The sequence below is a fragment of the Variovorax sp. P4_D9 genome, from assembly GCF_056401695.1.
This window is the reverse complement of the sequence record NZ_JBFUIU010000244.1, coordinates 1-11,669: the sequence shown is the minus strand read 5'-3', so window position 1 is coordinate 11,669 and position 11,669 is coordinate 1. Positions and strand designations below refer to the sequence as shown.

Here is an 11,669-nt window from a genome sequence, read left to right as displayed (position 1 = left end):
GCGAAGAACCGGTCCCCGGCCCCTGTCAGGACGATGAAGCGGGCATCCGGGCGGGCCCCGGCCGTGGCCACGGCCTGCCCCAGTTCGGCGAGAACCCCACGGGCGAGTGCGTTGTGCTTGTGCGGCCGGTCGATCGTGATCCACACGACGCCAWCGGGCCGCTCCTCCACTGTGATGTCCTTGCTTGTTTGCACGCTGTCTGGTCTCCGTCGAGTTGTTGCGTGCCAATGCTATGAAGCGACAAGTTCCAGAACAAGAACATTTGTTCAGCATTAGGAACATAATGCGGCGGCGAAGCTAAACGGAACGAATTGATCCGATTCGTTCAACCGGCCGAACTTCGGCCAATGAGACGTTCATGGAAGGAAGGGTGATGTCCGGTGTGACGGTGACTTCGATCGAGCGGGTGATCGACATCTTTGAGGCGTTCCAGGCGAGCCAGAGGCCGCTTTCGCTGACCGACCTGGCGGAGGCGGTCGGCATTCCAAAGAGCACCTGCCACGCCATCGTCTCGACGCTGACGGCGCGCGGCTACCTGTACACGCTCAACCGGCCGCGCGCGCTCTATCCGACCAAACGCATGTACGACGTGGCGAACGACATCCTCGCGAAAGATCCCTTCGTCGAACATGCGACGCCCGTGCTGGAACGGCTGCGCGATGCGACCCGCGAAACCGTGATCCTAGGGAAGCGCCAGGGGGAATCGGTGATCTACCTGCAGGTCATCGAAGGGCTTCACTCGATCCGCTATTCGGCCAAGCCCGGCGAGTTCAAGCCATTGCATTCGAGCTCCATCGGCAAGGCCTTGCTGGGGAGCCTCAAGGAGCCAGAGTTGCGCGCCTGGCTGGAAGGCCGGCAGCTGGCCTCCATCACCCCGACCACGAAGACCGAACACGAGGCACTGATCCAGGACATCCTTGAAAGTCGAAGGGTCGGCTACTTCGTGACCCGGGGCGAGAACGTGAGTGACGTGTGGGCGGTCGCGACCTTTCTCACGATCAACAACGAGACCCTGGCCGTTGCTGTCGCCGGGCCGAGGCACCGCATCGAAGGCAACGTGGCCGAGTGCGCGAACTTGCTGGTGGCGACTTGCAGCTTCTTGTCGCGACAACTGCTACGCGTCTAGCCTAGCGGTCGCGCGCCTCCGAGAGGCATGCAGGCTCAGGAGGTCGTGCACCTTGTGGCGGATATTGGGCGTCAGCATGGCGCCGCTGCGCAAGCGCCGACCCTGATCGGAAACCGGGCGAATGCGCCCTACTCGAAGCTGACGCCGTGCTCACGCACCGTCGCAACGAAAGCGTCGTGCTGCGCCCGGAAGAACTCGGCAAACTTCGCCGGACTCATGCCATAGCCCTCGAAGCCCTGCTGAACCAATCGATCGTGGACGGCAGGATCTCTCATCGTCTCCTGCAGCGCAGCCGACAGCTTCTCCGCCCTCTCCACCGGCAGCCCCGGTGGCCCGAAGAAGCCGGCCCAGGGCGTGATGGTCAGCTTGCCGAGTCCGAGTTCGCCCGCGCTCGGCACATCGGGCAGCAGCGCACTTCGCTGCGGCTGCAGCGTGACGAGCGCACGGACGCGTCCGTCGCGCACGAAGGCGGGCGCCAGCGTTCCGGTGGTGAACATCATCTGCACCTGTCCGCCCAGCAGATCCGTCATCGCCTGCATGTCGCCCTTGTAGCGCGCGTTCACGACCTTGCGTCCGCCGAGCAGCTGCAGCATCGCCAGCTCGGCGGCACTGTTGCTCGACGCCGAGTTGTAGGCACCGGGCCTGGCCGCAACCATGGCCAGCAGATCGCTGACAGTCTTGATCGGCAAGGAGGCCGGCACCACCAAGAACATCGAGAACTGCCCCGCGCTGCTGATCGGCGCAAAGGCCTTGAAGGGGTCGTATGGCGGGTTCTGCCGCAGTGTCGGTGCCGCCACCATCGCGGTGTTGGTTCCCATCAAGAGCGTGTAGCCATCGGGCCGTGCGCCGCTCACGGCTTGCGCCGCCAGCACGCCATCGGCACCCGGGCGGTTCTCGACCACCACCTGCTGGCCCAGTTGCCGGGACAAGCCTTCGGCCATGATCCGCGTGATCGCGTCGGCGCCTCCGCCGGGAGCGAAGCCCACGATCAATTTGATCGGCTTCTCGGGAAAGGCCTCCGCGCCCCAGCTCGCGCCGTGGGGCAGCGCGAGCGCTGCGGCGATGGGCGCAGCCCACCGAAGGATCGTTCTGCGTTGCATCTTTGTCTCCTTAGCCGGGCGGCACGGGTTCTTGCGCTTGCACGAGCACGGCGCCCTGCGACAGCGGACCGACGTTGCGCCGGTACTGCTGCAGCCAGCCGGTGTGATGCATCGGCGGCGGCGGGCGCCAGGCCGCGCGGCGCGCCTGCAACTGCGCCTCGTCGAGTGCCACATCGAGGCGGCGGGCGTCGAGATCGATCGTGACGATGTCGCCGTCCTCGAGCAATCCCAAGGGTCCGCCGAGCGCTGCCTCGGGAGAGACTTCGGCGACTACCAGGCCCTTGCACACCAGGCCCGAGAGGTGGCCGTCGGTCAGGAGCGCGACGTCGTCGCCAAGGCCGGCACCGTCAATCGAAAAGACGACGCGCGAGGCGCCTCCGCCCATCGCAGGACCGCCGCAGGCACCGGCACCGCGCATGACCACCACCTGGCCGGCATGGATGCGGCCTTGCTTCAGCGCCGCAATCGCCTCGTCGGAACTCCAGAAGCACACCGCCGGACCGCTGAACCGGCGCACCTTGCGCTCGACGATGCCGGTCTTGATCAGGCCAGATTCGGGTGCCAGGTTGCCGCGCAGCAGGATGATCGCGGGCCGCGATGCGACCGGCCGGGTGATCGCCCGGATGACCTCGGCGTTCGCCACCTCGACGCCGCGCAGGTTGCCCGCGACGGTGTCGCCGCTGACCGTGCGCGCGCCGGTGTCGAGCAGCGGCTCGAGCTGCTTCATCAGGGCCCGGCAGCCGCCGGCCGCCTCGAACGCCTCGATGCTGTGCTCGCCGATCGGACGCACGCCGGCGAGCACCGGTGTCTCCGGGCCGAGCCGCTCGAACAGGCCGTACACATCCACGCCGCACGCACCTTCGGTGGCCACGGCCTGCAGGTGCTTGGCCGAGTTGAGCGAACCGCCGATCGCGAGCACCGCCCGCACGGCGTTCGCGAACGCGCCGGGCGTGAGGATGTCGCGCGGCTTCAGGTCGTCCCACACCATCTGCACGATGCGAGCCCCGGCCGCGCGCGCATCGGACATCATCTTCGGACTCAGCGCCGCGACCGGCGCACTTCCCGGCAACGCCAGGCCGAGCGCCTCGCAAACGATGTGCATCGTGTTGGCCGTTCCGAGGCCGGAGCACACGCCCGGGCCGCGAATCGCTTCGCGGCTCATCTCGATCAGCTCGCCCACCGGCAGCGTGCCGGTGACGGCATGCATCGCACCGATGAAGACCTCCTCGATGTCCATGTGGCGGCCCCGAAACTCACCGCTCGGCTGGTACCCGCAAGGCACCAGCAGCGTCGGGATGTTCAGCCGGGCTGCCGCCATCAACTGCCCCGGCACCGTCTTATCGCACGAAGTGAGGCAGACCATGCCGTCTAGTTGCGCGCCCTCGACCGCGACTTCGATGTCGTTGGTCACCAGGTCCCGTGCCGCCAGCATGTAGGCGCCGCGGGCTCCGGCGCCGGTGATGAAGTCGCTCGGCGCGGCGGTGCGGATCTCGAAAGGAACCCCGCCCGCGGCGCGGATCGCCTCCTTGACCTGCACGGCAACCTGGTCCAGATGACTGAAGCAGGCGGCGAGCTCCGAGGAACTGTTGACGACCGCGATCTTGGGTTTCTCGCAGTCTTCCTCGGGGATGCCGAGCGCGCGCCAGTGGGCATTGCGCACCGACCAGAGATAGGAACCACGCGGGAAATTGCTGCGCAGCGGACGTGTCATGGTGCGGCCTCCTGGTTGCAACTGTTCTTCTTCGTGACTTCGACGACGCCGCGGTCTGCATCCACGCGCACCCAGTCTCCGGTCTCGATGCACTCGAGCGGATCGCGATCGAAGTCGGTCATCGACGGCGAATGCGCGACCACCGTGCCGAGCGCGACCTTGGTCGTCATCTCGTTGAACAGGAATGCCGCCGGCACCGTGTTCATGAGCCGCGCCACATGGAACATCGCCGACCAGCCCGACGATCCCTTGGCCCCCGGGAACACCAGCACCTTGCCCGCGAAACTCTGGCCGCGCAGCGAATGCCGCGTCTCGATGACAGTGCCGGTGCGCGGATCGATGCCGCCCCAACCCGAAATCTGCTCCCGCGTGACCAGCGCCTCGCCCTCGGCGATGCCACCGACCACCTTGCGCCCCCGGATCACCAGGGTCGGGCCGCTCTGGCGCGTGTCCAGTCTCAGTGCGCTCATGCGAGGCTCCCGTTCCAGCGCCCCGTGCAGGCCGCATCGATGCATTCGGCCGTGCTGCCGAACCAGGCCTGCACGCCGAGAATGGCGGGCAGGTAGTGCGCCTGCTTGGCCGAATCCAGGGCCACTGACTGCGTGCCCTTGGGTACCGCCCGGCTCATCGCCGAGCAACTGTCGGTCATGAGGATGCCTCCCGCATCCTCGATGATCTTCGTGTAGCCGTTGCGATCGGCCAGCGACTTGATGGCGCGCGGCGTGAAGATCCACAGCTCGCAATCGGGGTGCACCTTGCGCCCCTCGATCAGTTGCGCCGCCTCCCAGATCTGCTCGATCGTGTAGTGCGGGCAGCCGAGCATCACATACTGGATCTCCGCGCTGCGGGCGGTGGAGTTGATGGTTTCGTATGTGGCGCGGCGCTCGGCCTCGCCATAGTGCAGCACCTGCACCGGCTTGCGGCCGCCCAGGGCGTGCTCGAGACTGAGCGCTTCCGGCGTCACGCCGACCACGTGGTACATCTCGACGCCTCCCGAAGACGAGGCCGCGGCGCCGAAGTGCTTGAGCCGCGGCAGGTTCGGCACCCGGCCGATGCCGCGTCGGCTGTGGATCACCGGAACCCGATCCTGCACCTGTTCGCCGATGAAGTAGCCGAGCAGCCCCCAGTCCTGCACCGACTCGATCTCGATGTCGAGCTCGACGACGTGCGTCCCGAGCCGGTTCTCGTCGAGGTGGTAGCCCCAGTACGGGATGCGGCCCGTGAGCATCGCGGCGCCGGTGCTCTCCCGGCCTTCGGCATTGGTGCGAGCGCCGAGCACCGAGTTGCAGTAGATCACCGCCGACGACTCCATCCAGGCGCAATGTTCGCCGCGGGTCGGGATGTTGCCGACCTGGTAGGGCGTGCAGGTGTTCATGATCTGGGCGCCGAGTCCGGCCGCGTGGCGCTCGCTCTTTTCGTAGAAGCGCACGATGTCCTCGCTGACGCCCATGCGCTCGGGCTGCCCCGGATCGAAGCCGAGCTGCAGATGACTGGTGAAAACCTTGAACTTCGGAATCGGCACCACCTCCTGGCTGTCCAGGCTGAACTCGGAAAACACCGCGTCCATGCCGCCCTGCTTCAAGGCGAAGTCGCGCTGGAACGGCGTCGTCGAGGTGATGGTTGCGCAGACATTGCGCGTCTCCACGAGCCGCTCGGCGCCCAGGGCTTCACCGTAGCGCGCGAGCAGGTCCATCGCCTTCTGCACCGCGGCGCCGTCACGGCCGTCTCGCATCGCCTTTTCTTCATCGGTCAGCTGCATCGCCTGGGGTCTCGCTAGAGGGGGTTCGAAAAAAGAAGCTCAGCGCTCGCGCATGCGCGAGACCGGCACATGGCCGCCGATGTCGACGGCGATCCGCTCGGCCACCGCGCGCAGGCGTGGCGCGAGTTCGTCGCGCAGGCGTTCCTCGGGGAATACGAAGCCCGCTCCGCCCGCGTTCAAGGCCATAATTTCATTGCCCGGCCCGATCAGCGGCACGGACACCGAATTGATCTCGCGATGGAATTCGCCGAGCGAAAGGCAATAGCCAAGGCGCTGGGCGTCGTCGATCGCGCGCAGCATGGCCGGCGCAAGACTGTCCCATTCGGGACCGCGCATCAGGCGCATCGAATCGAAGAGCTGCGTGCGCGTGCCGTCGTCGAGCGCCGAAAGGTAGGCCCGGCCAAGCGCCGAATTGGGCAGCGGCGCGCGCGATCCGACGTCGAGCCGGGCCGACAGCATGGTCGAGCGGGGGCGGCAGGCTTCGATCAGCACCATCTCCATCCCGTCGCGCACGGCAAGATAGRCCGATGCGCCGCTTTCCTCTGCCAGGCCTTGCATCACCGGCCGCGCGATGGCACGGACATCGAGGCTGCCGAGGAAGACGCGCGACAGCGAGACCACACCCGGCCCGAGCGTCAGGCGATCGCCAGTTGGCGCCGTCTTGAGCATCCCCATCGCCACCAGCGTCGCGACCAGGCGGTTGACCGTCGGCCTCGGAATGCCGGTGATGCGCGCGAGTTCGGCATGGCTGAGCAGCGGCCGGTCTTCAGTGAAGCTGCGCAGCAGCGAGATGCCGCGTTCGAGCGCACTCACGGTGTCGGAACGGTCCGCGCGCGCATCGGCGGCGTCGGCGGAGGGAGGAGAGAACGGGTTGTTGTCGGCGGCCATGAGGGAATTCTTTTGGAGTTCCGCCAATGTAGAGCCTGCCGGCGAGGGTCTGAGCGTCGCGATCATTGTCCGCGGCTCAGTTGTTCGCCGCTTCGAGCGGCTGCGCGGCCGCCAACCCGGCGCCGGCAGCACCGGCTCGCAGATACACGCCCTGGGCCCGCAGCGATGACTGCAGCGCGTTCACATCGACCGCCCTCGGCTCGATTCGCCCCTGCGAGGCCAGCGCCGCCGCCGCGCCCGCCGCCTGTCCGGTGATCCAGCATTGCGGAATCTCGCGCATGAAGCCGTGCGAGTTGCGGTCGCACGAGATGTGACGGCCGCAGGCCAGCAAGCCGTCGAGCTGCTCCGGTACCAGGGCACCGTAGGGAATCGAGATGTTCGGAAACTTGGGCGAGACGGCCGGGGACACGCCGATCTCGTCGGCCAGCGGCCGGCCTTCGGGCCATTGGCTGCGCAGCACCGCGCCCACACCGCTGAGGCGCCGCGCATGGCGAACGCCGATCTGCGGGGCGCTCAGCATCAGATAGGCGTCCTCGAAGCCGGGCGCATGCGCGCGGAAGAAATCGAGGTGTGCGTCCATCGCACGGTGCGAGCGCACCTCCACCGCGGTGAGATCGTCGACGTCGAGCGCCGAATAGCCCGACTGGCGCGGCCCCATGAACAACGCGACGTCATTGCGCCAGGAGACGAAGGGTCGCTCGAACAGGCCCAGCTGCTCGCGGCCGCGCGCCATGAAGGCGCTGAACTCTTCGGGACGGCCGGCCTTGAAGTCGATCCAACGGCCCATGTCGACGCCGCCGAACAGCCACGAGGTGTTCATGCAGTGGTGCACGTCCGCCTCCTCGATGTCGTTGACGAAGGCGGCTCCGGCGCGCGCGAATAGATCGCCGTCGCCGGTGGCGTCGATCACCACATCGGCCATGATCGCCATGCGCCCCTCCTTGCTCTCGAACACCACGCCCTTGACGGCGCCGTCCTGCACGATCGGCACGGCGGCCCACGAGTGGTAGATGAGCTTGACCTTGCGCTCCAGCACGATCTCCTGCGACAGCAGCTTGAGTCGCTCGGGATCGATGGTCGGCGACCACGTGACGATGCCATGGTAGGCGGCGGTGCGCTGCGCCCAGTGGCTGGCCTTGGCCGAATCCTGCGAACCCCAGTCTTCCCGCGCCGGTCCGGCAACCGCGTCTGCGGGAAGCCGGTCGAACAGCTCCTCGGCAAAGCCGCGAATCACGAGCTTGCCCTCCCAATCGGTCATGCGATCGATCCAGATCACGAGACCGCCAGTGGACAGCCCACCCAGGTGGTTGTAGCGCTCCAGCAATGCGACGTCGGCGCCGGCCCGCGCCGCCGACGCCGCGGCCGCGGTGCCCGACGGGCCGCCGCCGACCACCAGCACGCCGCACCGGTGATAGACAGGAATGTCGCGGCCCGGCTCGGACCAGACCCCGTGGTCGGTCCGCGCCACGCGACCCTCGCGATCGAAGATGTCGGAGCTGAGGATGCGTTCGTCGGTGCGGACGATGGTTTTCATATCTGTGGTCAGGAGCTGGCGGGCTCGATTATTTCGATTTCGATGTCCATTTTATTCAGTATCAGGCCATTGAAACGCGGGTAATCCCGGGGTATCTCGTGTTGTTTGTGGTTTGACAATCCATTTAACAACGAACGAGGCAAGATGGATATCTACCTGCAGGCGGCGCGAAGCTCGCGGCGGCGATTCAATTTCCTGCTGGGCAGCTCGCTGCTGACGCTCTCGCCCTGGGCCCGCGCGCAGGACTTCCCCGCCAAGGGCAAGCCGATCCGCATCGTCGTCGGCTTCACCGCCGGCGGCGGCACCGACGCACAGGCGCGCATCGTGGCCCAGAAGCTCGGCGAGGTGCTGGGGACCAGCGTGATCGTCGACAACCGTCCCGGCGCCAGCACCATGCTGGCGGCGAGCGAAGTCGCGCGCGCACCGGCGGACGGCTACACCCTGATGTACGCGCCCTCGTCGACCATGGCCCAGAACCCGCATACGCTGTTCCAGGTTCCCTACGACCCCTTCAAAGACTTCACCGCCATTTCGATGGGCGGCCGCGGGCCCCTGGTGCTGACGGTGAACACCACCGTGCCCGCGAATTCGGTCGGCGACCTCGTCCGCTACGTGAAGGCGCATCCGGGCTCGGTCAGCTACGCATCTTTCGGTACCGGCACCTCCTCGCACATCTATGGCGAGGCCTTCATCAGGAAAACCGGCATCGACGCGGTGCACATCCCCTACAAGGGCGGTTCGGATGCCGCCAAGGACCTGATCGGCGGCCGCGTCCAGTACATGTTCGATTCGGCCTCTTCCGCCATCATCACGGTCGGCTCCGGCAAGGTCAGGATCCTCGCCGTGGCCTCGGCCACGCGCATCCCCGCCTTGCCGGACGTGCCGACCTTGGCCGAGCAGGGCGTCGAAGGCCTGGACCTGCCGAGCTGGCTCGGTTTCTACGGCCCGGCGAACATGCCGGCGCCGGTGGTGGCACGCCTCAACGAAGCGCTCGCCCAGGTACTGGCGATGGCCCAGGTGCGAGAGTTCTATCGCAGTGGCGGCTACGAAGCCGGCGGCAGCTCGCCGGATGAATTTGCGCGCATCACGCGGTCGACCTACGACCGCTGGGGCGCGATGGTGAAACAAGTGGGATTGGCCAAGGAATGAACTCGCATCCTCTTCGCATCGACCGCCGCCGCGCACTCGGCTCGTTGGTCCTGTCTCTGGCCCCGCTGTTCGCCACGCAGGCATCGGCCGCGCCGGCTCCGTTTCCGGAGCAGGGCCGCCCGATCCGGATAATCCTGGGCCTGGCCGCCGGTGGCGCATCGGATGCGCAGGCGCGCTTCGTCGCCAACAAGCTCGGCGAGGTGCTGCAGACCCCGGTGATCGTCGAAAACCGCCCCGGCGCCAGCTTCATTCTGGCGACCGAGGAAGTCATCCGATCCGCACCCGACGGCTACACGATGATGTACGCGCCCTCCTCGGTCGTGGCGCAGAACCCGCAGACGCTGGCGCAGGTCCGCTACGACCCGTTCAAGGACCTGACACCGATCTCGCTCGGCGCGCGGGGTCCTCTGGTGCTCACGGTTCACGCGAGCGTGCCGGCGAAGACGGTGCCGGAACTGATTGCGTACATCCAGGCCCATCCGGGCACGATGAGCTATGCCTCGTTCGGCACGGGCACTTCGTCGCACATCTACGGTGAAGCCTTCGCGCGCAAGGCCGGGCTCGACGTGGTCCATGTCCCCTACAAGGGCGGCACCGACGCAGCCAAGGATTTCCTGGCAGGCCGCGTGCAGTACTACTTCGACGCCGCGCCGAACGCCATCGCGAACACGGCGACCGGCAAGGTCCGCATGCTGGCCGTGGCCGCTCCACGCCGCAGTCCGATGCTGCCCGACGTGCCGACGATGTCAGAGCAAGGCGTTAGCGGCCTCGACATGCCGAGCTGGCTCGGCTTCTATGGCCCGGCACGCATGCCGACACCGGTCGTCGCCAAGCTCAATGGCGCGATCGCGCAGGTGCTGGCGATGCCGGCCACGCGCGACTTCTTTCGCCAGGGTGCTTATGAGGCGGAGGCGTCGAGCCCGCAGCAGCTCGACGAACTCACGCACTCGACCTACCAGCAGTGGGGCAGCATCATCCGCGAGCTCGGGTTGACGCGGCAGTAGCGGCTCGATCACCGTCCAGGCGCGACAGCAACAGCCGCATCGCGGCCGGAATCGGCGCGATGACAGGAAACGCGAACCGCCGCTGAAGCCCGATCGCCGCCTGCCCCAATGGGCCGCCGCCGATAATCACGACCTCGGCGCCGTCGTCGTCGATGCAGCGCCGCACCGCCTGCGCCAGGGCCTCTTCCAGGGCCTGCGGATCGGCTGCGAGTTCGCGCGGATCGCCGTCGGTCAACCGGGTGCCGACGTAGGCGCCGAGCAGGCCGAGCGCGCGAGCGCGGCCTTCGATGGGGCGCACCAGGTCGGGCGTCACGGTCGCGATGCCGAAGCGCCGGCCCGCCGCGCCGGCCTCCAGCATCGAGGCTTCGGCGATGCCGACCACCGGCACCCGGCAGGCGGCGCGCACGCGCTCGATGCCCGGGTCGCCRAAGGCGCTGATGATCACRCCGGCCCAGTGCGTCCCGGCGTCGCGCCAGCTGCGCTCGACCTCGATGGCCGCCGCGTCGAGTTTCGCGCGGGTTGACGATCATCGACGGGCCGCCGCGCGCGGTCCGGCCCTCGACACGCAGGCCCGCGGGCGCCTCGGCGGCCGCGATCTCGACCATCATGGCCGTCGTGACCGTCGACGAGTTCGGGTTGATCAGCAGGATCTGTTGTTGCATTTCGGCGCCGGAGTGGAGGGTCAGTTCGCCTGCGCTGTCGCGGCGGCGTGGGCGCCGTTCACGGCCGGGGCCTCGCCGGGCAGCGGCAGCGCATCGGGCGACTGGCCATAGGTCTCGGGCACGCTCTGGACGCTGACCACGAAGATGGCGTACATCGCGGCGGCCAGGCCGATCACGCCGACCAGGCCGAAGCCATCACACAGCCGGCCGGCCACCAGCTGCATGAAGGCACCCGCGGCCGTGCCGGTCGCGAAGATGAAGGCGGTGCCGAAGGCGCGCACGCGGGTCGGGTAGAGCTCGGGCGCGAAGATCCAGATGGTCGTGTTCAGCAGCAGCACGAAGAACTGGAAGGTCGCGCCGGCGATCAGGATCACCACGATGCTCTTGGCGACGAAGCCGATGGTGAGGGCCGCCATGCAGGCACAGACGGCGCCGGCGGTCAGCACCCGCTTTCGCGGGAAATGGAAGCCGAGCAGCGACGCGGCGATCGCACCCAGCAGGCTACCGCCCTGCATCACCATCGTGAATTGCAGGCTCTTCGACACTGCTGTCCAAGACAGGCGAATCCGGCGGATGACATGCTGAACTGACGCGGGTTCCGGACGGCTTGTGTGTGGATTTCAGGATCGTGCCCCCATGGGTGCTGTCCAACATCAAGTGAATGCGAATGCGCCCTGGGGTGATTCGTCGGGATCGGGCGGCGCTGTGAACGGCTCGTCGATCCACGCCATCAGAT

Annotated in this window: 11 protein-coding genes and 1 pseudogene; 3 read left to right on the top strand and 9 right to left on the bottom strand. The window is 67.4% G+C overall.

The features are described 5' to 3' along the window. The coding region (locus AC1DY5_RS24490) for an enoyl-CoA hydratase-related protein (protein ID WP_478115580.1) at window positions 1–194 on the bottom strand (194 nt) is incomplete at its 3' end. A 164-nt stretch (window positions 195–358) separates the two neighbouring features. On the opposite strand from AC1DY5_RS24490, the gene AC1DY5_RS24485 reads away from it, so the two are divergent. Beyond that, a complete protein-coding gene (locus AC1DY5_RS24485) occupies window positions 359–1,126 on the top strand; it encodes an IclR family transcriptional regulator (protein ID WP_478115578.1) in 768 nt (255 codons plus the stop codon). Window positions 1,127–1,254: 128 nt separating this feature from the next. Here the strand turns inward: AC1DY5_RS24485 and AC1DY5_RS24480 are convergent, their stop codons facing one another. The 6 genes from AC1DY5_RS24480 to AC1DY5_RS24455 form a co-directional block, all read right to left on the bottom strand. Next, window positions 1,255–2,226, bottom strand: coding sequence for a Bug family tripartite tricarboxylate transporter substrate binding protein (locus AC1DY5_RS24480; protein ID WP_478115576.1), 972 nt, complete (start codon window positions 2,224–2,226; stop codon window positions 1,255–1,257). Between the two features lie 10 nt (window positions 2,227–2,236). Then, complete coding sequence (gene ilvD / locus AC1DY5_RS24475; protein ID WP_478115574.1) at window positions 2,237–3,937, bottom strand: dihydroxy-acid dehydratase; 1,701 nt, start codon at window positions 3,935–3,937, stop codon at window positions 2,237–2,239. Beyond that, on the bottom strand, window positions 3,934–4,407 hold the full coding sequence (locus AC1DY5_RS24470; protein ID WP_478115572.1) for an aconitase X swivel domain-containing protein: 474 nt from the start codon (window positions 4,405–4,407) through the stop codon (window positions 3,934–3,936). Before AC1DY5_RS24470 ends, ilvD begins: the two co-directional genes overlap by 4 nt. Then, on the bottom strand, window positions 4,404–5,696 hold the full coding sequence (locus AC1DY5_RS24465; protein ID WP_478115570.1) for an aconitase X: 1,293 nt from the start codon (window positions 5,694–5,696) through the stop codon (window positions 4,404–4,406). The genes AC1DY5_RS24470 and AC1DY5_RS24465 overlap by 4 nt, the downstream gene beginning before the upstream one ends. A 39-nt stretch (window positions 5,697–5,735) precedes the next feature. Next, window positions 5,736–6,584, bottom strand: a complete 849-nt coding sequence (locus AC1DY5_RS24460) for an IclR family transcriptional regulator (RefSeq protein WP_478115568.1) — start codon at window positions 6,582–6,584, stop codon at window positions 5,736–5,738. A gap of 76 nt (window positions 6,585–6,660) precedes the next feature. Then, window positions 6,661–8,118, bottom strand: a complete 1,458-nt coding sequence (locus AC1DY5_RS24455) for an FAD-dependent oxidoreductase (protein ID WP_478115566.1) — start codon at window positions 8,116–8,118, stop codon at window positions 6,661–6,663. A 144-nt stretch (window positions 8,119–8,262) separates the two neighbouring features. Here AC1DY5_RS24455 and AC1DY5_RS24450 point away from each other — a divergent pair, with 144 nt between their 5' ends. Then, window positions 8,263–9,267 (top strand): Bug family tripartite tricarboxylate transporter substrate binding protein, encoded by a 1,005-nt coding sequence (locus AC1DY5_RS24450; RefSeq protein WP_478115564.1) that lies wholly within the window; start codon window positions 8,263–8,265, stop codon window positions 9,265–9,267. Beyond that, window positions 9,264–10,271, top strand: a complete 1,008-nt coding sequence (locus AC1DY5_RS24445; RefSeq protein ID WP_478115562.1) for a Bug family tripartite tricarboxylate transporter substrate binding protein — start codon at window positions 9,264–9,266, stop codon at window positions 10,269–10,271. The genes AC1DY5_RS24450 and AC1DY5_RS24445 overlap by 4 nt, the downstream gene beginning before the upstream one ends. 91 nt (window positions 10,272–10,362) lie before the next feature. On the opposite strand, the pseudogene AC1DY5_RS24440 reads toward AC1DY5_RS24445, so the two are convergent. Together AC1DY5_RS24440 and AC1DY5_RS24435 are read right to left on the bottom strand one after the other, a co-directional pair. Next, window positions 10,363–10,716, bottom strand: a pseudogene (locus AC1DY5_RS24440) (aspartate/glutamate racemase family protein); the annotation flags it as partial. Between the two features lie 237 nt (window positions 10,717–10,953). Next, the gene (locus AC1DY5_RS24435; protein WP_478115560.1) at window positions 10,954–11,478 is read right to left on the bottom strand and encodes an MFS transporter; all 525 of its coding nucleotides are present in this window, start codon (window positions 11,476–11,478) and stop codon (window positions 10,954–10,956) included. Window positions 11,479–11,669: the final 191 nt, after the last annotated feature.

Bases quoted from the DNA above. Each gene is read 5' to 3' on its own strand.
- AC1DY5_RS24450 (WP_478115564.1), top strand. From the start codon at position 8,263: ATGGATATCTACCTGCAGGCGGCGCGAAGCTCGCGGCGGCGATTCAAT.
- AC1DY5_RS24455 (WP_478115566.1), bottom strand. From the start codon at position 8,118: ATGAAAACCATCGTCCGCACCGACGAACGCATCCTCAGCTCCGACATC.
- AC1DY5_RS24445 (WP_478115562.1), top strand. From the start codon at position 9,264: ATGAACTCGCATCCTCTTCGCATCGACCGCCGCCGCGCACTCGGCTCG.
- AC1DY5_RS24485 (WP_478115578.1), top strand. From the start codon at position 359: ATGGAAGGAAGGGTGATGTCCGGTGTGACGGTGACTTCGATCGAGCGG.
- ilvD (WP_478115574.1), bottom strand. From the start codon at position 3,937: ATGACACGTCCGCTGCGCAGCAATTTCCCGCGTGGTTCCTATCTCTGG.
- AC1DY5_RS24465 (WP_478115570.1), bottom strand. From the start codon at position 5,696: ATGCAGCTGACCGATGAAGAAAAGGCGATGCGAGACGGCCGTGACGGC.
- AC1DY5_RS24470 (WP_478115572.1), bottom strand. From the start codon at position 4,407: ATGAGCGCACTGAGACTGGACACGCGCCAGAGCGGCCCGACCCTGGTG.
- AC1DY5_RS24480 (WP_478115576.1), bottom strand. From the start codon at position 2,226: ATGCAACGCAGAACGATCCTTCGGTGGGCTGCGCCCATCGCCGCAGCG.